General features: G+C 40.5%; 22 protein-coding genes. 12 read left to right on the top strand and 10 right to left on the bottom strand.

Going from position 1 to position 23,847, the window contains the following annotated elements; all coding sequences use genetic code 11:
* Window positions 1-100 precede the first annotated feature (100 nt).
* Window positions 101-1,318 (bottom strand): HetZ-related protein, encoded by a 1,218-nt coding sequence (locus H6G79_RS12435; RefSeq protein WP_190590991.1) that lies wholly within the window; start codon window positions 1,316-1,318, stop codon window positions 101-103.
* 372 nt (window positions 1,319-1,690) lie between these two features.
* Window positions 1,691-2,350, bottom strand: a complete 660-nt coding sequence (locus tag H6G79_RS12430) for an L-threonylcarbamoyladenylate synthase (RefSeq protein ID WP_190590989.1) — start codon at window positions 2,348-2,350, stop codon at window positions 1,691-1,693.
* A gap of 97 nt (window positions 2,351-2,447) precedes the next feature.
* Between H6G79_RS12430 and larC the strand changes: the two genes are divergently transcribed.
* A complete protein-coding gene (gene larC, locus H6G79_RS12425; protein ID WP_190590988.1) occupies window positions 2,448-3,719 on the top strand; it encodes a nickel pincer cofactor biosynthesis protein LarC in 1,272 nt (423 codons plus the stop codon).
* A 212-nt stretch (window positions 3,720-3,931) separates the two neighbouring features.
* On the opposite strand, the gene H6G79_RS12420 is transcribed toward larC, so the two are convergent.
* Window positions 3,932-4,501, bottom strand: coding sequence for a hypothetical protein (locus H6G79_RS12420; RefSeq protein ID WP_190590987.1), 570 nt, complete (start codon window positions 4,499-4,501; stop codon window positions 3,932-3,934).
* A 70-nt stretch (window positions 4,502-4,571) separates the two neighbouring features.
* Window positions 4,572-5,087, bottom strand: a complete 516-nt coding sequence (locus H6G79_RS12415) for a DUF6658 family protein (RefSeq protein WP_190591116.1) — start codon at window positions 5,085-5,087, stop codon at window positions 4,572-4,574.
* Between the two features lie 212 nt (window positions 5,088-5,299).
* Between H6G79_RS12415 and H6G79_RS12410 the strand changes: the two genes are divergently transcribed.
* Window positions 5,300-6,226: a lysylphosphatidylglycerol synthase domain-containing protein gene (locus H6G79_RS12410; RefSeq protein ID WP_190590986.1), complete on the top strand. Its 927-nt coding sequence runs from the start codon at window positions 5,300-5,302 to the stop codon at window positions 6,224-6,226.
* Between the two features lie 140 nt (window positions 6,227-6,366).
* Here H6G79_RS12410 and H6G79_RS12405 read toward each other — a convergent pair whose 3' ends face one another.
* The 3 genes from H6G79_RS12405 to H6G79_RS12395 all read right to left on the bottom strand — a co-directional run bounded on the left by H6G79_RS12405 (window position 6,367) and on the right by H6G79_RS12395 (window position 8,223).
* Complete coding sequence (locus H6G79_RS12405; RefSeq protein ID WP_190590983.1) at window positions 6,367-6,594, bottom strand: DUF167 domain-containing protein; 228 nt, start codon at window positions 6,592-6,594, stop codon at window positions 6,367-6,369.
* A gap of 313 nt (window positions 6,595-6,907) precedes the next feature.
* The gene (locus tag H6G79_RS12400) at window positions 6,908-7,456 is read right to left on the bottom strand and encodes a DUF2231 domain-containing protein (protein ID WP_190591115.1); all 549 of its coding nucleotides are present in this window, start codon (window positions 7,454-7,456) and stop codon (window positions 6,908-6,910) included.
* Window positions 7,457-7,482: 26 nt separating this feature from the next.
* Window positions 7,483-8,223: a DUF2993 domain-containing protein gene (locus tag H6G79_RS12395; protein WP_190590982.1), complete on the bottom strand. Its 741-nt coding sequence runs from the start codon at window positions 8,221-8,223 to the stop codon at window positions 7,483-7,485.
* Window positions 8,224-8,479: 256 nt separating this feature from the next.
* On the opposite strand from H6G79_RS12395, the gene H6G79_RS12390 reads away from it, so the two are divergent.
* The 7 genes from H6G79_RS12390 (at window position 8,480) to H6G79_RS12360 (ending at window position 17,966) form a co-directional block, all read left to right on the top strand.
* The gene (locus H6G79_RS12390) at window positions 8,480-9,535 is read left to right on the top strand and encodes a hemerythrin domain-containing protein (RefSeq protein WP_190590981.1); all 1,056 of its coding nucleotides are present in this window, start codon (window positions 8,480-8,482) and stop codon (window positions 9,533-9,535) included.
* 1,385 nt (window positions 9,536-10,920) lie between these two features.
* Complete coding sequence (locus H6G79_RS12385; RefSeq protein WP_313933908.1) at window positions 10,921-13,743, top strand: CHAT domain-containing tetratricopeptide repeat protein; 2,823 nt, start codon at window positions 10,921-10,923, stop codon at window positions 13,741-13,743.
* A 466-nt stretch (window positions 13,744-14,209) separates the two neighbouring features.
* Window positions 14,210-14,932: a 6-phosphogluconolactonase gene (pgl, locus tag H6G79_RS12380; protein WP_190590976.1), complete on the top strand. Its 723-nt coding sequence runs from the start codon at window positions 14,210-14,212 to the stop codon at window positions 14,930-14,932.
* Window positions 14,933-15,231: 299 nt separating this feature from the next.
* Window positions 15,232-16,056, top strand: coding sequence for an FHA domain-containing protein (locus tag H6G79_RS12375; RefSeq protein WP_190590974.1), 825 nt, complete (start codon window positions 15,232-15,234; stop codon window positions 16,054-16,056).
* Window positions 16,057-16,284: 228 nt separating this feature from the next.
* A complete protein-coding gene (locus tag H6G79_RS12370; protein ID WP_190590972.1) occupies window positions 16,285-17,028 on the top strand; it encodes a M50 family metallopeptidase in 744 nt (247 codons plus the stop codon).
* Between the two features lie 45 nt (window positions 17,029-17,073).
* Complete coding sequence (locus H6G79_RS12365; protein WP_190590970.1) at window positions 17,074-17,457, top strand: deaminase; 384 nt, start codon at window positions 17,074-17,076, stop codon at window positions 17,455-17,457.
* On the top strand, window positions 17,457-17,966 hold the full coding sequence (locus H6G79_RS12360) for an Imm1 family immunity protein (protein ID WP_190590968.1): 510 nt from the start codon (window positions 17,457-17,459) through the stop codon (window positions 17,964-17,966). The genes H6G79_RS12365 and H6G79_RS12360 overlap by 1 nt, the downstream gene beginning before the upstream one ends.
* Before the next feature lie 113 nt (window positions 17,967-18,079).
* On the opposite strand, the gene H6G79_RS12355 is transcribed toward H6G79_RS12360, so the two are convergent.
* The gene (locus tag H6G79_RS12355; RefSeq protein WP_190590966.1) at window positions 18,080-20,128 is read right to left on the bottom strand and encodes an elongation factor G; all 2,049 of its coding nucleotides are present in this window, start codon (window positions 20,126-20,128) and stop codon (window positions 18,080-18,082) included.
* 273 nt (window positions 20,129-20,401) lie between these two features.
* Between H6G79_RS12355 and H6G79_RS12350 the strand changes: the two genes are divergently transcribed.
* The 3 genes from H6G79_RS12350 (at window position 20,402) to H6G79_RS12340 (ending at window position 22,362) form a co-directional block, all read left to right on the top strand.
* On the top strand, window positions 20,402-21,328 hold the full coding sequence (locus tag H6G79_RS12350) for a lipopolysaccharide assembly protein LapB (protein ID WP_190590964.1): 927 nt from the start codon (window positions 20,402-20,404) through the stop codon (window positions 21,326-21,328).
* A gap of 86 nt (window positions 21,329-21,414) precedes the next feature.
* Window positions 21,415-21,963, top strand: a complete 549-nt coding sequence (locus H6G79_RS12345; protein ID WP_190590962.1) for a phosphate-starvation-inducible PsiE family protein — start codon at window positions 21,415-21,417, stop codon at window positions 21,961-21,963.
* Window positions 21,964-22,119: 156 nt separating this feature from the next.
* Window positions 22,120-22,362, top strand: a complete 243-nt coding sequence (locus H6G79_RS12340; RefSeq protein ID WP_190590961.1) for a hypothetical protein — start codon at window positions 22,120-22,122, stop codon at window positions 22,360-22,362.
* 36 nt (window positions 22,363-22,398) lie between these two features.
* On the opposite strand, the gene H6G79_RS12335 is transcribed toward H6G79_RS12340, so the two are convergent.
* Entirely contained in the window at window positions 22,399-22,602 is a 204-nt protein-coding gene (locus tag H6G79_RS12335) for a hypothetical protein (RefSeq protein WP_190590959.1), read from the bottom strand.
* Between the two features lie 55 nt (window positions 22,603-22,657).
* Complete coding sequence (locus tag H6G79_RS12330) at window positions 22,658-23,842, bottom strand: McrC family protein (protein WP_190590957.1); 1,185 nt, start codon at window positions 23,840-23,842, stop codon at window positions 22,658-22,660.
* Window positions 23,843-23,847 lie beyond the last annotated feature (5 nt).

Genomic DNA, 23,847 nt, shown 5'->3' with positions numbered 1-23,847 from the left:
GAGGTTCAGAGTAGTTAACCGCCGATACACGCAGATAAATTTGGGTGAAGAAAACTTCTATGTTCTGTGTGTTGACTTCAGCGATACTCTGCATTGAAACTCAACCAGTTTGAACTTCGCTATTACCGTTACGGATAGACCAAGCAATTTCTAGGAGATGAGTCCAACGTTTTTGCAATTGTTTGGGAGTACATTTTAAAGCTTTAGCGATCGCTTGATCACTATGTCTGGCTGCTTTTAATTGTAAAATTTGCTGTTGTTGGGGGGAAAGTACTTGAATAAAAGTTTCCCACTGTTGGGAAGACAAGCCTAATTTTTGTTCTAAACCTGCACCTAACCATTGATGAACTAATTGCCATTGGTGCTGTTTGGCGAACTTTTCGACATGATATTTAAAGCGTTGTTGCAAATAATCACGCTGACGGCTAGTTAAACCGAGAATTTGGTCAATTTCAGGAGCAGACAGGTCTTGCAGCTTCAAGCTGAGGTAATCGATACAGTCAGATTGACCTTGAGATTCTAAATATTTTACTAATTCGGAGATGACGCGATCGCGTTCTGATTCTTCCGACAAATCACCATGACCTTGAGCAATCATTTTAGAGCGGATTTGCTGCACTGCTGGATTACGTTGGTAAGATTCAGCATCTTCACCCTTCGCTGACTCCACTGCCATTTCAATATCTACAGGAGTTTCTTGGGGTTGACGACGGGCAAAACCTTGAGCGCGTAAGATAATTAACTGTTGATTATTGCCACCAGGTAAATTAATCCGGCGTTTGGCATACTGTTCTGTAAATGCCATATATTCCGCTAATTGCAGCTGAGTGCGTGGTTGATAATCTTCAGCCAATTCGTTTTCCCGGCGGAAAGCTTTAATCGCCTCAATATAAAAAGCTTGGAGGAAATCTTCTATTAAATTGTAACGTGCATCAAAACCGTATTCTGAACCTGATGGCATAACATGACGGTAAACCATCGCACCTAAACTACTGTGTAACTCTACCCGTCCCCGCCGAGAACCAAGTTGGTAGTAGTGCAGACACTTGTGCAGACGGTGTTTTGCTAAAGTTAGCTGCCAAGATTGAACTTGTCCAGATGTTTGGATACGGGAACTTTTATCACAAATTCTTCTGACTTCTTTGGCTATGCGTTGCGCTACAGCTTTTACACATCCAGAACTTGCCTTGACTTGCGCCTGTATTTCCTGACACAGCAATTGTATTAAAGTATCTGCCTCTGAGAATTCTTCAATAGCAACATTGCTAACAACAAAATTGGGTGTGGAGGTTGGTAGATTTACAAGGTTAGCTTTCATGAATTTTCCTAGGGTAGGGTATAGCACCGTAACTACAACGCAAAGATAGCATCTGAAAACGTTCTTGTCTGGAAAGTTATTAAGTATTCATCCATACAAGATTCATTGCCAGCACTGCTTATGTATATGACTGTAGGAAATTTAAAAAAGTTACAGTGAAAGTAATGTGTCGCTTTTTGACACCGTAACCAAATTGCAGACAACACAAATATCAGCATCGCGTCCACAATTGGTGCAAATCCTTGCTAGATATACTTTTACTCCTATCCTGACTACCCACTCCCAGCCATGACTTAGTATGACAATCCCCAAACTGGAGCGTTTTTAACCGAGGTTTGCGAAACGGCAGGTTCAGTTTGTGAAGTATGTTTCTTAAACCCAAGCTGCTACTGCTTCCCAACCTAACCCCCGTCTCGTAATCATTGGTTCGTCTCCTGTCAAGTCCAAAATTGTCGATACTTGATATGTTGGTTCTTCACCCGTGTCTACAATTACATCCACTAAGTTATCCAGATAATCAAATAACTCTACCCGTGATAGCTGCGGTTCACCTTCTGAGCTAAATTTCCCATTATCCGCCTCATGACTTGGCAAATGTGCCGAAGTGGAAATAATCGGGTTTTCTAACGCTTCTAGCAAAGCCAGACATACAGTATGATTCGGTACGCGAATCCCAGTTGTTTTCCGCTTAGGATTTTGTACCAGTCGCGGTACTAACTTAGTGGCGGGGAGCAGAAATGTGTAAGGGCCGGGAATCAGCCGCTTCATCAATCTATAAGCTGTATCGCTGACAAACGCATAAGTCGCTACATTTGACAATGAAGGACACAAAAATGTTAATGGTTTATCATTCGCTAACTGCTTGATTTTCCTCACTCTTTCCACCGCCGACTTGGCATTTAAATCACAACCGATCGCATAGACCGTATCAGTAGGGTAAAGCATGACCGCCCCATTTGAGAGCGCAGACTTTATCTCTTCTATTCGGCGGCTTTGGGGATTATCCGGATGCACTGTGAAAATTTTTGCCATAGAAACACGGTGATTTGAAAAAGGGGACGAGAGACATAAGGAAGACAAGGAAGCAGGGGGATAATAACTAATGACAAGTGACTATTGACTAACCCCTATGAGTAAAATAGCTTATCTTCAATGTCCAACGGGAATTTCTGGTGATATGTGCCTGGGAGCCTTAGTCAGTCTGGGTGTTCCTGTAGAGTATTTGGTGACAAAATTAAATGATTTAGGAATTGCTCAGGAGTACCATTTACGGGCGGAACTTGTCCAAAAAAATGGTCAACAGGCAACGAAGGTTCATGTGGATTTAGTCGAGGATGATCATGATCATCATCACCACGAACATCATCACCATCATGGCCGCCATCTGCCAGAAATTGAGCTTATGATTCGTCAGGCAAAGCTACCAACACGGGCGGAAGCTTGGAGTTTAGCAGTATTCCAACAATTAGCAGTAGCAGAGGGGGCAGTGCATGGAGTTGCGCCAGAAAAAGTCCACTTCCATGAAGTCGGTGCCGTGGATGCAATTGTAGATATTGTTGGCACTTGTTTGGGTTTAGATTGGTTGGGCATTGATAGCGATCGCTCAGGATTCCCCTTACTTTACTGCGCGGCATTGCCAACAGGTGGCGGTACGGTGCGGGCTGCACATGGTCAAATGGCGGTACCAGTACCAGCAGTGTTGAAATTATGGGAAATGAGAAGTTGCCCGGTTTACAGTAACGGCATTGAAAAGGAACTGGTAACACCAACAGGAGCTGCGATCGCTACCACATTAGTCAGAGAATTTGGTAATCCGCCATCGATGACACTCAAACAAGTGGGATTGGGAGCGGGAACTATCAATCTTCCTATTCCCAATATACTACGCCTGTGGCTGGGTGAAAGCACCAGTCTTCAGGCAGATGTCCGCAATTTTCAAGAAATCAGCCCGATTTTAGAACCCATCTCCGTACTCGAAACTCAAATTGATGACTTAAGTCCCCAAGCAATTGGCTATGTGTTTGAAGCCTTATTTGCCGCAGGTGCAGTGGATGTCTTCACCCAACCCATAGGTATGAAAAAATCCCGTCCTGGTATCTTATTAACAGTTATCTGTCATCAGAATAATTTAACCCAATGTGAAGCAGTTTTATTCCGTGAAACCAGCACTTTAGGTATTCGCCGCACCACCCAACAACGCGCCATCCTCCAACGAGAAATTCAACAAGTAGAAACAAAATATGGCAAAGTACGTGTCAAAGTCGCATGGCAAGGAACATCGCCAGATAAATCAATCACCAATGTACAGCCAGAATATGAAGACTGCGCCGAATTAGCCAGACAACACAATCTGCCTTGGCGAGAAGTTCACAGAGTTGCCCTGCAACATTGGTATTCGTAAAATAATTTATCACAGGAGGCAGGAGGCAGTGGTTCGGCTTCGCTCACCAACCAGGCAGGAGGCAGGAGGTAAAATTTTTACTATGCCTAGCATTTGTGCTTTTTAAATGTCCTCACCTATACTTCGACTGCTACACCAATAAAAAGAGAGGAGTTAGAATCATTTTTTCTAACTCCTCTCTTTTTTATTCCCTACTGGAAATTAACTAAATTCTAGTCAATATTTCTCAATGTCCGGTTTACTGTATCACCAGCATCTTCGCCTGCGCGTTGAGCATTTTTAGTTAAGTCTTGAGCCGCATCACTGGCGTTTTCTTTGATATTTTCTAAACCACGTTTTGTTCCCTTCGCTACACCTTCTGCTGTTCCTTGAACAGAACTACCAATATCTTCACCTAAGTTTTTCACTCTTTCTGGGAAAGGTGTACCTTGGCGATAATTACGAGCATATTGTTCTGCGCTATCAATGCCTTTTTCGTTAATATTTCTTTCGGCATTACGGCTTAAATCTTCGGCTCGATTTTTAGCGGCTTTTTCAAAATTTTTCGCTCTCGGATCTACATCACTAAAGTTATTCATCCCACCTTCAGGAGAATTGAGGTTATAAGATTTTGTGGGGTCATAACGCTCAGTATTAGGTGATTGGGCGCTGGGTTGTGGTGGTTGACCTGCAATACTAGGTCGGTTACAAGCTTGTGTCAAAATCAGAAACACACCTGCTAAGAAAACACTTAACACTTTCAAAGGGCGAATATTCTTGAACCAATTAATGACTCTGTTCATAGTTTTACTCCTGTTTCAATTTGGTATCAGTTAAAAATTTATGGAAATCTCCCACACTAGAACAAAAATTCTATCTGCCGACTGCCGGATTTTTTTGTAATTCTGGTCTAGCACTTGCTTCATCAGCTTTTTCTTTAACAAAGCTGCTGGCATCTTGAAATTGTTCTTTTACGGTTTCCAGTCGTTCTTGCACACGACTTCCTAAATCTGGTTCATTTTGAATTAAATTTCCAGGTTCAGATTTTTGAAAGTTTTTCTTGGTAATTATTGGTAATTCTTTTTCTTTTTCGACTCTACCTTGCGGAGTTTCTGCACCAGGGTAGAGGATTTCTGATTCTGGATTTGTCGCAATTAATAAACTAGAAGGTAAATAAGCGTTATTGCTTAAATTTCTAGTATATTTATCTCCACCATTTTTATAAGGATTGTTTGCACCACCAGCTTGTACAGCAGGATTTTGAGGATTTGCACCTGTAACATCTCCACTACTACAAGCAGTGCTGACTATCAAAATCATACCTGCCAAAAATACTGTTATAACTTGGCGTAGTCTGAGGTTTTTCCATAACGCCGTTAAATTTTTCATCATTGCCTCCTTGCAACTATGAACAAGTTTATTTGCTGGTTTAATAGTTAATTAAGCAAGTTAAATTCTTGTTTTAGTTGACTTTTGTTTGACCAACAATTTCCCATATTAATTAGTAAATATTAATCAAACATCTGGCTTAAGTCGCATTATATTCAATGATTATGTAATAATTACATCTGACTGTAGAGAGATAAGACTTAGCTAAAGTGATGAAGCAATTTTTACGCTGGTTGATTTTGGGTGGGACACTATTTTTTGTTGCCAAAGCCTTAAAGGATAATTGGGTAGGAGTAACAACTATCAGAATTGATGCAGCAGGATGGGCAATTTTAGCGATCGCCACTGGGGTAACTTTATTAGCACATACGTGGGCTGGCTGGATTTGGACTTGGGTTTTGCGCGATTTAAATCAACCTGTACCATCGATTCCATTTATTCAAGCCTATTTAAAAACTAATATCGCCAAATATCTTCCGGGTAATGTTTGGCATTATTACGGGCGGATTATGGCTGCGAAAAATGCCAATGTTTCTGGAGGGGTAGCAACCATTAGTGTCTTATTAGAACCATTACTTATGGCCGCAGCCGCTTTAATAATTGTGGTTTTATTTGGCAGTCAGTTGGCTGTGACTCAAACTAATTTAGCTCTCAAAATATTACAATTTGTGATTTTAGTTGTGATACTTTGTGGCATACATCCTTGGTTTTTAAACCCAGTAATTCGCTTTTTATACAGATTAAAAAATAAAAAATCACCTAATAGAAATCAGCCACAAGTCACTATCAATCTTGAAAGTTATCCCTTTCGCCCCTTGTTAGGAGAAGTTGGATTTTTAGGACTGCGTAGTTTAGGGTTTATTTTGACTATGTTGGCAATTTACCCCATAAATCTTAGCCAATTTCCTTTATTATTCGGGGGTTTTAGTATTGCTTGGCTGCTAGGGCTAGTAGTTCCCGGTGCGCCAGGGGGGATAGGTGTATTTGAAGCTACAGCGATCGCACTTTTGCAGAATCGTTTTCCCTCGGCTGTCGTGATTAGTGCGATCGCTTTATATCGTCTCATCAGCATCTTAGCGGAGACATCCGGTGCGGCTTTAGCTTGGCTAGACGAACGTTTAGTCAAAACCAATAACTAAAATAGTATAGGAATCCGGTTTGATTTCTGAATTTATTTGTGTAGGTAGGCAATAGGGAATGGGGAATCGGGAGTAGGAAAGAAGCCTGATCTGAGTGTACTGATTTTTTTCCAAAATCAAATATTAGTCCTATATGAATATTAAATCTCAGTTTGAATTTCAATCAGTTTTTGTCGAGAAGAGAAACCTGATTTAATACTGACATAAGACTTCGGCACATCAAATTTATCAGCTAAAACCTTAATTAATTCTTCATTCGCCTTCCCATCAATCGGCGGCGATTTTAAATATACAGTTAAACTTCCATCTGCTTGTTCTTCGACTTTTTGTTGTTTAGAATTAGGTTTGACTTTTACTCTTTTTTGCATTGCCTATTTTCCTAGCCACAGCCAACATAAAATGCAACCAAATATATCATAAGCAAAATATCCAATTTTCAAGAGAGTATATTTCTCTTTTTCCCACTACCTCTGACTTGAAAGAGGGTGTACGGGTGTAAGGGTATGGGGGTGTAGGGGAAGGATATCTTTTTAGTTAGCAGTCCCTAAATAAAAAGCCCATCGCTGTGACGATGAGCAAGAAAAAGATGATGAATATTTTTGAGTTACGATTGTGACGCATTTTCTACAAATTAGAAACTCAACAAAATTTTACCCGTCATAACTTGAATCTCAAATAAAGTTATGGATATCTTTTACTACCAGCCCCTACTACACCAATTTTATGACGATAGGAAAGTTCTGCACCAAACCACCCAGAAACACTAGTCAACGTTCCCACCACCAGAGATATTAATAATCCCCAAGGTAAAATCCGGGCTTCTGCGTCACCCCAACGCAAAATAAAGTTCAACAGCGTTAAAACTAAGATAGAAACATTCAAGATCAGGTGCGCCCAACCAGCCGTGCGTTTACGGACTCGCTCAATTTTCAAAAAGTCGCTTAACCCGATCGCAGCTGCAATTAAACCTCCAACCAATCCGAGTCCAATCAACCACAAAGAAGCCCGCGCCCAGAAATAATCACGAGTTAACCAATAGCCAAAATCGCTTCCTAAAGCTGCTGCTAAAAAGGCTATGGGGAAAATGACACTTAAAGGGTGTAAGGGATGTCCGGCGATCGCAACTGTGCTAGGTACGCCAGTATCACGATACTCTCGATCATCACTCTCAATCATCGGTGGAATATTGGGAAAAGGACTAGAAGCCGATGTTGTGTCTGAAGTTTCCATAGTTTCCATAAATAATTATCCTTGATTTAAGCTGAGGGAATTTGTTCTACATAAGCTTCTGCTTGCAGCATTAATTTACTTGGTTCTACTTTTATTTGCTTAACTCGCAAGCTCATACCTTCTAAATCAAAATTAGATAAATTGAGAATTTCGCTGGTTTGCTCAATCAAAGCTTTTGTTAATTCTGGTGAGATTTCTTCACCTCCGCCATACTCGACATTTTCTAACGATACAGTTTCTCCATTAGCACTGACTTTAGGTATTGCAGAGAAAGCAACTTGTTGAATTTCTCTTGTTTCCTTTAATTGAATGGTTGCATTGAGCCATATCTTTTGATGATCAAGTAAGCGAAATTCTACCGATTGGGGTTCTATACTCATGAGTTGACCATTAATATGCACTTTCTGGTTTTGAAGTTGCGATCGTACATATTCCGAATTAAAAGCACGGTTGATATCATTTTCAGTCAATACAACTCTTGCACTAGCTTCTGTCGGTTTAGTCAATTCAATTTTGCCAAAAGCCACACTTAAAGTATTAATGGCAACATTCCCCATTTGCATTTCTAATTCCTCCATTCGGAGGTCTTGCTGCATCACCAAACCTTCACCGGATATTGTGACTGCATCGACTTGCCCCTGAAGCATTTTTATTGGATCAGTTTTGATGTTGACATCTAGATTTTCCACTTCATCCAATTGGCTAGATAATCCTATTTCGGCAGCTTTATTTAGTGCTTGCTCTCCGATTCCAGGGCTTTCTGACATCGCACTCTTATCTCGTGTTTGACTCTCTTTGGACAATTTAGAAAAATAATTGCAAAATTTTATCTACCCAACGATGGAGACAAAAATTATTCTGTGTATCTCTAAAAGAAGAATCAGAAACTCTATATGTAAAAAAAGATTGTTTTCTATCTAGAGTTCTGAAATTAATCGCTCAAAAGAAAGAGGAAAGATGATTAAGTCTTATGACAAGCTGTGACTAGTAATAATCCGATTGCTTTTTGAGGAGAACTTCAGCATGGTATTAACTTTAGATGATACAAAGCGCGATGCTATTGCTAGTAAATTAGCTAGTATTAAATTAGTTCAACAATTATTGATTGAAAATGAAGAGCTATTTTTGAGAGAATCTACAGATAGTGAAATTTCTGATCGTATCCGTGACTTTCTAGAAGACGATCGCAAAAATCTGGGCATCATCGAAACTGTAATCGTGCAGTATGGTATTCAGAAAGAACCGAAACAAACTGTTCAGCAAATGGTTGAACAAGTTCGCAAACTGATGCAAGGCTCGGAACTGAGTTTCTACGAAAAAGTATCCCAGCACGAATTATTAAAGCATCAACAAGTTTTGAGTGGCTTGTTAGTCCATAAAGCAGCACAAAAAGTTGGTGCTGATGTTCTAGCAGCCATTGGGCCTATCAATCCCGTTAACTTTGAAAACCGCGCTCACCAAGAGCAACTCAAAGGTATTCTCGAAATCTTAGGTGTGCGTGAGTTAACTGGACAAGATGCAGACCAAGGAATTTGGGCAAGAGTCCAAGATGCGATCGCAGCTTTTAGCGGCGCAGTAGGTAGTGCTGTTACCCAAGGTACTGACAAACAAGATATGAACATCCAAGACGTGATTCGCTTGGATCATAACAAAGTAAATATCTTGTTTACTGAATTGCTCCAAAGCAATGATCCACAAAAGATTCAAGAATACTTTGGTCAAATCTACAAAGATTTAACTGCCCATGCTGAAGCTGAAGAGGAAGTAGTTTACCCCAGAGTTCGCTCTTTCTATGGTGAAGGCGATACCCAAGAACTCTATGATGAACAAGCCGAAATGAAGCGGCTTTTAAATCAAATTAAAGGTATTAGTCCTTCCACCTCTGAATTTAAAGATAGAATCAAAAATTTGATGGATATTGTTGGCGACCACATTCGTCAAGAAGAAAGCACAATGTTTGCTGCCATCCGCAACAACTTGAACACTCAACAAAGTGAGCAACTCGCTACAGAATTTAAAGCAGCTAAAGCCAAAATTCAACAACGATTGGGTGGAACTGCAACTGGAGCAAATGTCTAATTTATAAAGGACTTACGCACCAAGATTGTCTGTGGAGGTTGGGTTTAGGGGTTAAAGGGGTATGGGGTGTAAGAGTTTTAGATACATACACCTCCATACCCCTACACCCTTATACCCTTGATATTTTGTCTTAGAGGTTGTTTTAAAAGTCTGCTTGTTGGTAGCAAAATATTTTAGATCCCCCTAAATCCCCCTTAAAAAGGGGGACTTTGAGATTAATTCCCCCCTTTTTAAGGGGGGCTAGGGGGGATCAACGAGTACTTAAAACTACGAATAAATACTTTTCAAACATCCTCTTACTGCGTAAGTGCGATCGCCTGATATTGTAGGTTGGGTGAAACGCAGTGGAACCCAACAAATGCTATGAAGAAAACCACAAAATTGTCAACTACAAAAATAACTCAATTTCGATGGTAAAATTTATGCTGCAATTATTTTACCTGCCAAAATATTTTCTCAATATATTCTGATTTTGTGTTGGGTTACGGCGCAATATACATTTGCTATCTTGTTGTCAATATTTCTTGTGCGCCTGCACCCAACCTACTCGCTACCACCAAAATTTGTCAAAGCTTACTCTTCAAGCTTTTTCCTCTTCTTAATACAAATTTCTTAAACTGTGTAGCCCCCCAGAAAAGACTGAGATAGAGTAGCATACCTAAGATTAGAAGCAAAAAGGCTTTATCCCAAGGCAACTGACGTTTTCGACTTGTCATTTGGCAACCAATCACCGCTAACGGCCAAATAATGCTACCAATTAATCCGAAATAATAGCCCACATCACTAAGTCGCCAGAGCAATCCTAAAAATTTGCTTCTCTTTCGTAGTTCCTCGTAGTCCGGGTAATCCAGCGACATAGTAAGTAGAAAGAAATAAAGTAATTTTACTTTGAGAAACTCAAGTGCGATCGCCTGAGTTTGTAGGTTGGGTGAAACGAAGTGGAACCCAACAAATGTTATGAAGAAAACCACAAAACTGTCAACTACAAAAGATAAAATTTTGGTTTTTCAATAGTAAATTGAGCCTTTGAATTAGAATTTTCAGCCTTTTTACTTGAACATTGAGGTTCTGAGGGTAAAAGTTGAGCCTTTAAGGTTGAATGTTGAAGTTCAAAGGGTGAAAAGTAAGCCTTTGAGGTTGAATGTTGAGGTTTAGAGGCTGAATGTTGAGGTTCTGAGGGTGAAGTGTCGAGAAATTTTGTGGGATTGTCTCACGCAGAGGCAAGGCAGCGCGTTGGGCGGGTTTCCCGACTTGTAGCGACTGCCGCGCAAAGGCGCGGAGAGGAAGAAGAAGGTTTTGAGTTTTGTTGACAACAGCTTTACAAAACATTCTGAGGGCGGACATGATTGATGTCTTAACCAAACCAAAATGCTTGTGAGTTGATTGTGAAAAAGTTCTTCAGTGCGATTAATGCTACGGGTGTGTGTCTTGCTCCTTGGATAATGGTGACGGGAATAACACCAGGGTTAGTGTTAAGTATGCCAGTCAAAGGGATGGCGCAACAGCAAACTCCTACATATTCCCCAGAGCAACAAGCAGCCTTAAAGGAAGCTGAAGAACTAAATCAACAAGTCATCAAGTTATACCAGGAAGGAAAATATAGTACTGCTATCCCTTTAGCTGAACGTGTATTAGCTATTAGAGAAAAAGTCCTTGGTCAAGAAAATCTAATTGTTGCCACTAATTTAAATAATTTGGCTGCACTATATCAAGCACAAGGAGAATATCAACAAGCAGAACCTCTGTATCTCCGCTCACTAGCTATTAAAGAAAAATTATTGGGTAACTTCCATCGTGAGATTGCCACTAGCTTAGATAATTTAGCTTTACTGTATAGAAAACAGGGCAAATATGAACAAGCAGAACCGTTGCATCTGCGTGCTTTAGCTATCTATGAAAAGATATTTGGCAAAGAACATCCCGATGTCGCTATTAGCTTAAATAATTTAGCTGGACTGTATCGTCTACAAGGTAGATTTAAACAAGCAGAACCATTGTATCTCCGCTCAGAGGCTATTTATGAAAAGTTGCTGGGTAATTCACATCCTGATTTTGCAACTATCTTAGATAATTTGGGATTATTTTATGATTCCCAGGGGAAATATGAACAAGGGGAAGCACTGCATCTGCGTGCTTTAGCTATTTATGAAAAGGTTTTTGGGAAAGAACATCCCGATATTGCAATTACTTTAAATAATTTAGCTGCACTGTATAATGCCCAAGGAAAGTTTACTAAAGCAGAACCTTTATATCTCCGCGCTTTAGCTATTAGTGAAAAGATTTTAGGTAAATCACATCCCGATGTTGCGAATAAATTAGATAATTTGGCTGCACTATATAGTTCACAAGGAAAATATAAACAAGCAGAAATTATCCATCTCCGCGCCTTAGCCATTTATGAAAAGGTATTAGGAAAACAACATCCTGATGTGGCTATTAGCTTAACTAATTTGGCTTCTCTGTATCAAGCCAAGGGTGATATTGTTCATGCTGTTGATTTTCAGCGTCGTGGGTTAGATATTCAAGCCAAAAATCTTGATTTAATTTTTGCTGTTGGCTCAGAAAAAAACAAACAGGATTATATTAAGACTTTTGCGGGGACAACTGATGCTACTGTTTCCCTGGCTTTACAAGAAGCACGGAAAAATCCAGCCGCCGCATCTTTAGCTTTAACTACTGTATTACGTCGCAAAGGGCTAGTCTTAGATGCTGTAGCTGACAGCATCCAAATATTACGCAGCAAATTAGATAAAAATCCCGAAACACAAAAACTATTTACTCAATGGTTCCAAATACAACAGCAATTATCAGCCTTAGTTTTTTCCCGTTCAACACAACAAACTGCTAACCCAACAGAGCAGATAGGAAAATTGGAATCAGAAAAGGAAAAACTAGAAGCCAAAATTAGTGTGAAAAGTGCCGAATTTCGTCAGCAAATTCAACCAGTCGATTTATTAGCTGTCCAAGCCAAAATACCTCAAGATGCTGCTTTGTTAGAGATTGTGCAGTATAAACCATTCAACGTCAAAGCCACAACGGAAGCGGAAAAATTTGGGAAACCCCGTTATGCGGTAGTGGTATTGCGTTCTCAAGGTCAACCAACATGGGTTGATTTAGGTGAAGCCGCAGAAATTGATAAATTAGCGATAGATTTCCGCACAGCGTTAGCCATTGGTAGAACATTTAATAAACTGGCTCGCACTTTAGATGAAAAATTAATCACACCCATTCGCCCTTTGTTGGGTGATGCGCGGCATATTTTAATTTCTCCTGATGGACAATTAACATTAATTCCTTTTGAAGCTCTCAAAGATGAGCAAGACAAATTTTTAATTCAGAGTTATTCATTTTCTTACCTGACAACTGGGCGGGATTTATTACGTTTCCAGTCAAATTTTAGTAATACTTCGCCTCCGGTTGTGTTGGCAGATATTGATTATGACTATCAAAATACAACTGTTGCCTCTAATAAAAAGCCCAGTGTACAGACCTTGCCAAATCAACGCTCTAGTGACTTGGCAACCTTGGAATTTCTGCCCTTGTCTGCAACTAAATATGAAGCGATCGCCATTAAAAAAGTTTTGCCAAATGCCAAATTATTATTAGGAAAAAATGCCACAGAAACGGCAGTGAAAAAATTACATAGTCCGGTGATTCTCCACTTGGCAACTCACGGTTTTTTCATCGCTGATATTGCCCAAAATATCAACGCCTCATTAGATTCGGCAGAAAAACCAAATTCACAAAAGATATTAGCAGTAGAAAACCCCTTATTGCGTTCTGGTTTAGCCTTAGCTGGTGCAAACAAACGTAATCAGGTAACAACAGGTGATGATGGGATTTTGACGGCGCTGGAAGTTGCTGGTTTAGATTTACGTTCTAATCAGTTAGTGGTGCTGTCGGCTTGTGAAACTGGTAGAGGCGATGTCAAAGTGGGCGATGGTGTGTATGGTTTGCGTCGCGCTTTAGTAATTGCTGGTTCTCAAACCCAAGTTTTAAGTCTGTGGTTAGTAGATGATGCTGCAACAAAAGATTTGATGGCGAAGTATTACCAGAATTTGCAAGCAGGTAAAGGAAGACATGAAGCTTTGCGTGCAGCACAGTTAGATTTACTCAAAACACAAGAATATCAGCATCCCAGATTTTGGGCGGCGTTTGTTCCTTCGGGTAATTGGACACCTTTGCGGAATGTAGCAGGTGATAGGTGATAGGTTACAGCAAACTCTTTCCTACCTTGAGTGAGTACTACGGGAGCTTATTTCCCTACACCCTGGTTACTGAGCGCAGCGCCGCCCTGAGCCTGTCATTCGCGTAGCGTCTCCGACAGGAGAAGGGTCGAAGTACACCCTTAAACCCTGACACCCCTCTTCCCAGTTAGTACCACTGACTACGGACAAAATAACCTGACAGATGATAACCATAAAATAGGTTAAACTTTGCCCACCTAACTGATGATGTTAGGACTTATGCAGTGAGATGAAAAATCAAAAGTTTGGGCAAGGGTGTAGGGGTATATGGGTGTAGGTATCTAAAACCCTTTCACCCCTACACCCATTGTTCACAGATAATCTTGGTGCATAAGTCTTAGATGTTAAAAGTTTCAAAAGTTCAAAGGAGGGTTTGTAAGAAGTTCGGTATCGTATTGCTGGAAGCCGGCAATGTAATTATCAAGCCATGAATAAACAGGTAGAAGTTCTATCGGATCAGTCTGCGCTGATAGCGCGATCGCTAGAGTTAATTTTATCGAAGTTAGAAACCGCCATTGCTCAACGGGGGCAATTTACGATTGCCTTATCTGGCGGGAGTACACCCAAGCCTTTATATGAAGCGATCGCTACAAAAGATTTGCCTTGGGATAAAATTCACGTCTTTTGGGGTGATGAGCGTTACGTTCCCCCTGATCATCCCGATAGCAATGAATTAATGGCGCGGCGTGCATGGTTAGACCGTGTTGATATCCCCGCCGCCAATATTCACGCTATGCCCACTTTAGACGCTGATCCAGCTTTATCGGCTGCCAAGCATGAGCAGGATTTACAAGAATTTTTTCATTCTGCTCCCGGTGAGTTTCCATCATTAGATGTAATTTTGCTGGGTATGGGTGATGATGCCCATACAGCATCTTTGTTTCCCCACACCGAAGCCTTAAAAGTGAGCGATCGCTTAGTGACTGTGGGTAATAAAGATGGCAATCCTCGCATCACCTTTACTTACCCCTTGATCAACGCTGCTCGTAGCGTGATTTTTGTAGTAGCTGGTGCTAATAAACGTCCTGCTTTAGCCCAAGTCTTTGCCCCTCAAGCCGATGACTTTAGCTACCCATCTCGCTTAATTCGCCCTCAAGGGGAACTTTGGTGGCTACTAGATGCGGCGGCTGGGGCGGAATTGCCAGCTTAGAAGTGCTGAGTGCTGAGTGCTGAGTCAAGTAAAAAGTACAAATGCCTTGCCCCTTTTGGGCAGCATCTTCTCACCAGATGTAGATTTATACTCTATTCCCCAGTCCTTGTGGGTGGTCTTTTAACTCAGCACTCAGCACTTTCAACTCAGCACTCTTCATTATCATGAGTAGTTGTTAAAATCGAAAGCTAGAATTGCCCCCTTGCAAAACTGCTGATTGGTGGAAGCAGAAGCATCTACGGAGTTTTTTCTGCTTACCAGTGCTATCTAACGCTGATCTTCAACAAAGGCTTAAATCAATGATCGTCTGCCCGAATTGCAATCATCCCAATCCCAACGGCGCTGTCCAGTGCGAAGCTTGCTATACGCCTTTACCAGCGACTAGTAACTGTCCCAACTGCGGAGCAACGGTACAGGCTGATGCTGCTTTCTGCGGTCAATGTGGGTTTAATCTCCATTCTGCTGCTGCACCTGCTCCTGTTTCTCCTGCGGCTGTTGCACCTACAGTTGCTCCCGAAGTTCCTATACAAGTACCACCATTAGTGACACCAGATCCTTTGTTGGATCTGTTACAACCAGACGCACTAGGAATTAATGCACCACCAGCCACAGCACAACAACCCTTAGCAGTGGAAAGCGCACCTCCATCTCCACCGCCTGTAGCTGCTGTACCTGCGCCCGAACCAGAACCAGAACCCGCACCCGCACCTGAACCTGTACCTGAACCAGAAGCAACAGTACCCGCACCTGTACCTGTACAAGCCCCCGCAGGTGTATCTAGAACTCAGTTACAACAGGTAACAGCGCGGTTAGTTCACATTCAAAGTGAGCGCGAAATTGAGTTACCCCAAAGTCTGTCGGTAATTCACATCGGTAAACCCAACGATCGCATCCCCCCCGATATCGATGTTTCCGGGTTTAGTAATTCAGAAATTGTCTCTCGCATCCACGCAGATGTTCGCGTTGAGGGAGATGCTTTCTATGTTGAAGATGTCGGTAGTTCCAATGGCACTTATATTAATAACTTGCCATTATTACCAGGGAACAGACACCGCCTCCGCCCAGGCGATCGCATCAGCCTCGGTAAAGGTGACTTGGTAACATTTATCTTTCAGTTAACTTAAAAAAAGGGAGTAGGGAGTAGGGAGTAGGGAGTGGGGAGTGGGGGAGGGGTGGGAGGATGGTGAAGAAGTCTTTCCCCCCACACTCCCCACACTCCCCACACTCCCCACACTCAGCCTCCTGCCTCCTGTCTCCGGTTGGTGAGCGTAGCCGAACCACTGCCTCCTTAGATTAGGATGGATGAAAAGACACTCCACTCATTGGGGTAATTACATTCAGGAAAGTACGCCATGAAGGAACCAAGTAAAGATTTTGCAACTTTGCTCTCTACAGAAGCCCCACCAGAGGTAGAACGTATGGGGTTGACTTGGTTAGTTGCAGCTGCGATCGCTACGGCTGTGTTGTGGCAGGTTCCCGGCGGCGACTATATTTTATACCCGTTCACCATTCTGGCAACTTGGTTTCACGAAATGGGACACGGTTTAATGGCGCTGATTTTAGGTGGACAGTTTCAAAAGTTAGAAATTTTTAGCAATGGTTCCGGTGTAGCTACTTACCGCATCGCCACCTCACTTGGCCCCATTGGCCCCGGTTTAGTCGCTGCGGCTGGCCCAATGGGGCCGCCAATTGCTGGTGCAGCTTTGATTATGGCTTCGCGCAGTTTTAAAGCCGCATCTTTGAGTTTAAAAGTTTTAGGTAGTTTTCTATTATTATCTACATTAATTTGGGTGCGTTCTTGGTTTGGGTTGTTAGCAGTTCCCTTATTAGGTTTAATTATTCTTGGTATTTCTTTAAAAGCACCCCGTTGGATGCAAGGTTTTGCTATTCAATTTTTGGGTGTCCAAGCTTGCGTGAGTACTTATCACCAACTCAATTATTTATTTAGTTATAGTGCTGGTTCTTTGGGGCTATCTGACACAGCCCAGATGCAAAGATATTTACTTTTACCTTATTGGTTTTGGGGCGGCTTGATGGCGATCGCTTCTTTGATTATCTTGATTCAAAGTCTCCGCATTGCCTATCGTTCAGTGTAATACTCAATTCAAAGGAGAGCAAAAACGGACAGTATTTTTGATGACTTGGCTGAATATAGACAGCATCTGGGTTTACCTCCTGCTGATAGTGAAAATGACGGCTCAACAATTGCTAAACTAGAAATAAATGGTCAAACTTTTTTTGGTATAAATTCTAGTAGTAATCCCTATCGTCGGCAAATAACTTTGAAGGTTAATATTATTTCTAAAACTCATGCGGAAGCTGATGCCTTTCAGCAAGCATTAGAAGCTGGTATTAAAGCAGCCAAAGCGCGTTTGATAGTAGATAGAGATTTATGTCGTGCTTGTGGTTTACAAGGCGCTGTTAATTCTATGGCTTATCAATTAGGTATAGAAGAATTAGAGATTATTACTCCCAGTGGAAGTCAAACCATTAAAGTTACAGTTCCGAAGACAAGGAGCAAATAATGTTTGTATCCAAACTATATACAGATAAATGGACAGGGAACAAAAATGAAGAAACTTTCATTGAAAATCCTAATTGGCAACAAATAAAAACAGCTATTTGTGAGTTAGATGGTAAAAGTAAAACTTTAGTTAGTTTAGAAGCTGATGAGCAAAGTTATATGATGATTGGTGGAGGTAATGAAGGTCAATATATTGTTACTGTCACTTTAGATAATGAGATTTTTTATTCTCTTTTGCATCCAGTTAATTATGAAATAACCAACTCAGATACTTCTGATGATAAAATTAATTTATCTATCTTTTATCAATCATTAATAAATGCAAACAACAAAAATACAAATTCTGCAAATGAGCAAAAATTAGTTGTAGGTGGACAAGCAGGGAATTATTCTGAGAAAATTTGTGTTAATTTACCCCAATGCTTAATAGCTGCAATCACATTTGCCGAGTCAGGTGAACTTGAACCTTTGTTTACTTGGCAAGAAGATGAATCTTTAGTATTGGTATAAAAATGGATAAACATTCTGCCTATTAAAAAATTAACTGTTGTGAAGCAAGAAATTGGAGTGATAAATATTACCACTCCAAGATTCTGAATAGAGAAGACATTTTTTACTCAATATTACTTGCCGTTGCCGTTACCGTTACCATTACCGTTACTAGCAAGCACACGTTCGGCTAATTTTTCTGGTACTTCTTGGAGATGGTCATATTCCCAGTGGAAGGAACCAACGCCTAAAGTGAGCGATCGCAACTCGACAATAAAATTCTGCATCTCTGCTTGAGGCAAATACGCAGAAATATTATCCCAGCCTTGCCAATCTTGTCTACCTTCGTAACCGAGAATTTGTCCCCGTCTGCCACTCAGCAATTGCAGGACTTTGGCGGTAAATTCGCTGGGTGTGGTTACTCGTACTCGCAAAATTGGTTCTAGTAAGGTGGGTTGCGCTTGGGGTATCCCTGTTTGCATTGCTAAACGTGCGGCTTGTTTAAAGGCTTGTTCGGAACTATCAACGTTGTGATAAGAACCGTTGGTTAGCGTTACAGCCACATCCACAACGGGGAAGCCTAAAGGCCCATGCGCGAGAAATTCCCGCACACCGACTTCTACACCCGGAATATACTGTCTGGGAACTACACCACCGACGATGGTTTCTTTAAAATTGAAGCCTTCACCCCGTGGTAAGGGTTTGATATCGAGGAAGACATCACCAAACTGTCCATGTCCACCGCTTTGGTGTTTATAACGCCCATGTACAGAGGTAACGGGTTTACGAATTGTTTCTTTATAAGGTACTTGCGGCAGATGGGTAGACATGGGCAAGTTATATTTGCGGCGCAGTCTGTCTAAGGCGACTTGCAAATGAATTTCACCTTGTCCCCAGAGAATCACTTCATGGGTGTCACCATGTTGTTCCCAAGCCAGGGAAGGATCTTCTTCTAGTAGTTTAGCGATCGCACTGCTGAGTTTAACTTCATCGTTGCGTTTTTCGGGTGTGATTGCCAACGCATACACAGGTTCTAACTCTTCGGCTTTCGAGAGTGTGGTTTTCAGTGTTTCCGTGGAGAGGATATCACCTGTTTTCACACCTTCCATCCGGCTTAAAGCAATAATTTCGCCAGCCACAGCTTCATTCACAGATTGCTGTTGTTGTCCCATCAAGCGATAAAGTCCACCCGCACGCACACCGTTGAGGACAATCCCATCGGTTAATTTACCTCGCCAAATTCGCACCAGGGAAAGTTTACCGCCTTGGGGAGTGTAGTAAGTTTTTAATACCTGTGCCAAAGGTGCTTTGCTGTTGATTTGTTTTAAACGACGTTCGGCGGTACTTTCTGGTTCTGGTGCTTCCCGTAGCAGTGCTTCTAATAAAGGTCTTACGCCATAATCTTGTTCTGCAACCCCAAAGAAGACAGGAACTACTAAATCTGCTCCTAGTTCCATTTTTAAATCGTTGAGAATTTCTTCTTGGGGTGGTTCAATATCTTCTAATAATTCTTCCAGTAAGTGGTCATCAAAATTTGCTAAAGCTTCGAGCATTTCGGCTCGTGCTGCATGTTCTTCGGCTTTGAGATGTTCGGGGAAAGGTATTTGATCGGCTGGTGCGCCGGGATGATATTGATAAGCTTGTTCGCTCACCATATCAATAAAGCCTGTTAATTGTTCCCCTTGCATAATGGGGTATTGGTGCGCCACTAATGGACGGCTAGAAACGGCTTTTAAGGCGTGTAATGTTTCGAGAACATGAATATTTGCCCGATCCATTTTGTTGACAAAGACAATGTGGGGAATTTCCCAATCGTCTAAGAATTTAAATAGAGGAGCAAGAGTATGGACGCGATCGCGTATGGGTTCGCAAACTACAATTGCTGCATCAACTCCCATCAAAGCATTGTAAGTTTCTTGGGCAAATTCTACGCTTCCCGGACAATCTATAAAGGTAAACCGAGTTCCGTTATAGTCGGTGCTGGCGGCGCTAACTTCTACAGTCATTTGGCGATCGCGCGATTCTGCTGCACTATCTCCAACTGTGTTACCATCCTTAACGCTGCCTTTGCGAGAAATCGCACCAGTCACAAACAATAAACTTTCAAGTAAGGTAGTTTTTCCACTTAAATAAGGGCCGACAATTGCAACGTTCCGCGAACCCGTGTTGACTTTTTCGCTCATACAACCTCCCTTGCGGTAAGTTATTCTTACCTGCACTACCTGTATGTATTTTTTGGGGATAAATATTCTGGCTCTTAACCAAGATTCATCCCTGCTTTAATTTGTAATTATCCTCCTTTTAATCAGATGCTAAAAAAATTGTAGTCAGTCGTAAGATTTAGCTTAAGAAATATTAAGCAAATCAAACTTTAATGGAAAAGTTAAAATATTTGTTAAAACTAACAGCAAGACCAAATTTTTTATTAGCTTAATCTCAATTAAAATTAGCGAAAAATGGGCTGGTTATTCTATAAATATCCCATAATAGGGTTAATAAATCTCACATTCTTGGGTGGTAGTATTTTTTGGCTAACGCCCACAACTTTGCCTGCGGAGCCTGCTGTATTGCTGGCACAATCATTTAATCAAGCGGCTGTAGACTGGTTAAATCAAGGCTTACAGTTAATTCAAGCGGGAAGAGTGCAAGAGGCGATCGCATCCTTCCAAAAAGCCATTCAGCTAGAACCAAGATTAGCCGCAGCCCATTACAATTTAGGGTTAGCATATAGGCAAAGCGGACAATTAAAGCCAGCCGCCGACGCATTTTATCAAGCCACCCAAGCCGATCCCCAGTTTGCCTTAGCTTTTGCCAATTTAGGCGGTGCTTTATTAGAAGGTAATAACGTCCAACAGGCAAACGATTATTTACAAAGAGCGATAGAATTAAATCCTAAACTGGGTTTTGCTCACTATAACTTAGGCTTAGTGAGACAACAGCAGCAAAATTGGGAACAGGCGATCGCATCCTTTAAAAAAGCCGCAGAATATAGTAAAAATGCGCCGGAGCCTCACTATCATCTGGGTATATGTTATTTGCAACAAGGTAAACTAGATAAAGCTAAAAGTGCCTTTCGCCAAGCTATTAAACTTAATCCTAAATATGCAGAAGCTCACTATAATTTAGGAACAGTTTTGTTTAATCAAAAGAAATTAAATGAAGCATTGGTAGCCTTTAGAAAATCTGCCGAATCTAACTCTAATTATCCTAATGCTTATTATGGTGCAGGGTTAGTATTTATGCAGCAAAAAAAATATGCCGAAGCTGCACAAGTACTGCAATATGCGAGAGATTTATATAAAGCTCAAGGAAATGTTCAGTGGGTACAAAATTCCGAAAAACTGTTGCAACAAGTACAAAATTTAAATTACCAACCACGCTGAGGCGCGAATCTTAATATTAAGTCACAATAAGAGAAATGGATAGACTAGCTGGTGTGGGGTGAAATTTACCTCATAGGAAGATACCAATGCAAAAACGCTTCAAAAGTCGCTTTTTATTTTGCGATCGCTGGCTTGATCGACATTCAATTGCTCGTAATATGGAAGCTTTTCAAGACTTACTTGTGATTGTCTTGTGCTTAAGCTTATTTGCAGTCATGATTATGCAGATATGGAGCATAATTATTGCCCTAACCCACACATTAGACTATAAACAAGTAACTGCCAAAATTCTCTTTGTCTTAATATTAGTCGAGTTATTTCGACTCTTAATGATTTACTTGCAAGAACACAGCATTTCTGTTGGTGTAGCAGTAGAAGTTACAATTGTCTCAGTTCTGCGAGAAGTAGTAGTTCACGGAGCCTTAGAAATTTCTTGGATTCAAACAGCCGCAATTTGTGGCTTGTTATTTATTTTAGGCAGCTTACTACTAGTCTGTGCCAAGACACCACACATGGACTGCATCAGTGCTAACACCAAATTTTGTCCCATTGTCTATCAAGGGGGTAGAGAAAAACAACCAGAACAAGAATTTCGCTATTCACATCAGTGTGATAAACATCAACCACTGACATAAATTATCCAATAGGTGATAACTCTGTGGTTATAAAAATCCAACTTTTATTTAAGGCTGCATCAGCAGCCTTTGTGCTTTTTTCTACGCTTTTAGAGAGATGAATTGCGCTTTTAGGGTAAGTAGAAATTAAATAGAAACTTACATAAGGTCAATAATATGACTACTACAGGTAACGGACAATCTCAACAACCCATTAGCAACCTAGAATATGATTTTGTCACCGTACTGCATAATAAAGCTGAAGCAGTCAAAGCGTATGATCAATACATCCAAGATGCACAACAAGCAAACTCTCAACCTTGTGTAGAGTTATTTCAAAGACTGCGCCAGTCTGACATAGAACATGCACAAGAAATTCGCCAACATCTGCAACAAGTTTTGCAACACGGCAAAATGTAAAGCGAAAAATTAACACACATTAAGCAGTTGATAGTATTAGACAGACAGATTATCAGCTGCTTGCTGCACCTGTTCTATTATTAAATCTAAAGCTTGCGCGACTTGTTCCACACTCAAACCCAAAGCCAACAAGCGGGGTACAGTTTCTAACTGAACTTCTGGCCGACCTTCTTCCAAGCCATCCTGCTTGATAGACTGATACATCCTTGTTTTCTTAAATTCTTCATCTATACCTAACATTGCTGTTGCAGAGGATTATTTTATCAAAATTATATTAAATTACTGAAAATTAAAATTAGTTACTCGATAAAAGTTCATCTAAAAAGATTTGACCTGCAATATCAAGATTATCATCAAGTGCAAAGGTAAGGCTGCGTACTCGGATATTGCCAACAAAAGTATTTAAGGAATAAGTTAAAGTACTGGGATAAAGTAAAATTACCTCTTGGCAATTTTTTGAAACAGCGTAGGCTAATACTTGAGCTATATCTTGAGATGATGGCATATTTGAAGCTTTATATTTTGTGTCAATAATATATTTAGGTGTAAAATTTGCAGTATCATAAATGATTAAATCTGTCTTAAAATATATCTTTTCTATTATATTGATTATTTCTTGAAACTTTATGCGTAAGTTTGATGGCAAGTGACACTTAAGCCATTCTGCAACAAACATTTCATATAAACGATCCATATTTACTATAAAGGGTAAAGCAGCGTTTTGACCCTTTTCATGGCTGGGTGTGGTATTTGCTAAAAAGAATCGACAAAGAGAATGTAGAAATTGGTAATCTTCATTCAGGCGATTATATTGTCTTTGAGTACAATCTTCTGCTTTATAAGGTTGTAGAGTTACTAATCCTTGCAAAGCAAGATAAGCTTTTCGGACTATTACTGATACTTTTTCAGAACAAAAACCACTATGACCGATAATATATAATGTCCAAGCAAGAATTTGATTATCTGCTATATCAGGCGTGTGTTCTTCATAGTTGCATTGAAGTTTTACTTCCCACGGCTTTCGGATGACTTGTTGCAAATTTAGCTTACCGCGCACATAGTTAAGCTGTTCTTGTTTTGCTATGTAAGTACGATATAATCCTTTACGACATCTTTCTAAAATCTTTTGAGATAAAACATGAGCTAGGTTATTATAAAATCCTTCTAATGATTCACAATTTATTTGACCTTCAAGAAAATTAAAACTCTTTAAGTTGTAAGCATATTCCAACATTCCAAAAAGATTGTTAATAGGTAATTTAGGGTTTATTTTTACAAAAAGTTCTGAAGTTAAAGGGATATAACCTACCCATCCTTTAGCTTTCAAACACCATCGCTCACGAGTTTTATATGTTGGGAATTCTACATCAATCTGTGTTTTATATTTCTCATATAATTTGATTCCAGCTTGCTCAGGAATTTCATTACGCTCAAAATATTGAGCTTCGTACTCTGTTAATTGAATAAGTTTTAAGCTCACTTAAT

The organism is Anabaena sp. FACHB-83, assembly GCF_014697485.1.
GTDB lineage: Bacteria > Cyanobacteriota > Cyanobacteriia > Cyanobacteriales > Nostocaceae > Nostoc_B.
This window is presented reverse-complemented; position numbering and strand designations above follow the sequence as displayed.

Excerpts from the sequence above, each read along its gene's own strand:
- H6G79_RS12435 (WP_190590991.1), bottom strand. The coding sequence starts at position 1,318 with ATGAAAGCTAACCTTGTAAATCTACCAACCTCCACACCCAATTTTGTT.
- H6G79_RS12430 (WP_190590989.1), bottom strand. The coding sequence starts at position 2,350 with ATGGCAAAAATTTTCACAGTGCATCCGGATAATCCCCAAAGCCGCCGA.
- larC (WP_190590988.1), top strand. The coding sequence starts at position 2,448 with ATGAGTAAAATAGCTTATCTTCAATGTCCAACGGGAATTTCTGGTGAT.
- H6G79_RS12420 (WP_190590987.1), bottom strand. The coding sequence starts at position 4,501 with ATGAACAGAGTCATTAATTGGTTCAAGAATATTCGCCCTTTGAAAGTG.
- H6G79_RS12415 (WP_190591116.1), bottom strand. The coding sequence starts at position 5,087 with ATGAAAAATTTAACGGCGTTATGGAAAAACCTCAGACTACGCCAAGTT.
- H6G79_RS12410 (WP_190590986.1), top strand. The coding sequence starts at position 5,300 with ATGAAGCAATTTTTACGCTGGTTGATTTTGGGTGGGACACTATTTTTT.
- H6G79_RS12405 (WP_190590983.1), bottom strand. The coding sequence starts at position 6,594 with ATGCAAAAAAGAGTAAAAGTCAAACCTAATTCTAAACAACAAAAAGTC.
- H6G79_RS12400 (WP_190591115.1), bottom strand. The coding sequence starts at position 7,456 with ATGGAAACTTCAGACACAACATCGGCTTCTAGTCCTTTTCCCAATATT.
- H6G79_RS12395 (WP_190590982.1), bottom strand. The coding sequence starts at position 8,223 with ATGTCAGAAAGCCCTGGAATCGGAGAGCAAGCACTAAATAAAGCTGCC.
- H6G79_RS12390 (WP_190590981.1), top strand. The coding sequence starts at position 8,480 with ATGGTATTAACTTTAGATGATACAAAGCGCGATGCTATTGCTAGTAAA.
- pgl (WP_190590976.1), top strand. The coding sequence starts at position 14,210 with ATGAATAAACAGGTAGAAGTTCTATCGGATCAGTCTGCGCTGATAGCG.
- H6G79_RS12375 (WP_190590974.1), top strand. The coding sequence starts at position 15,232 with ATGATCGTCTGCCCGAATTGCAATCATCCCAATCCCAACGGCGCTGTC.
- H6G79_RS12370 (WP_190590972.1), top strand. The coding sequence starts at position 16,285 with ATGAAGGAACCAAGTAAAGATTTTGCAACTTTGCTCTCTACAGAAGCC.
- H6G79_RS12360 (WP_190590968.1), top strand. The coding sequence starts at position 17,457 with ATGTTTGTATCCAAACTATATACAGATAAATGGACAGGGAACAAAAAT.
- H6G79_RS12355 (WP_190590966.1), bottom strand. The coding sequence starts at position 20,128 with ATGAGCGAAAAAGTCAACACGGGTTCGCGGAACGTTGCAATTGTCGGC.
- H6G79_RS12350 (WP_190590964.1), top strand. The coding sequence starts at position 20,402 with ATGGGCTGGTTATTCTATAAATATCCCATAATAGGGTTAATAAATCTC.
- H6G79_RS12345 (WP_190590962.1), top strand. The coding sequence starts at position 21,415 with ATGCAAAAACGCTTCAAAAGTCGCTTTTTATTTTGCGATCGCTGGCTT.
- H6G79_RS12340 (WP_190590961.1), top strand. The coding sequence starts at position 22,120 with ATGACTACTACAGGTAACGGACAATCTCAACAACCCATTAGCAACCTA.
- H6G79_RS12335 (WP_190590959.1), bottom strand. The coding sequence starts at position 22,602 with ATGTTAGGTATAGATGAAGAATTTAAGAAAACAAGGATGTATCAGTCT.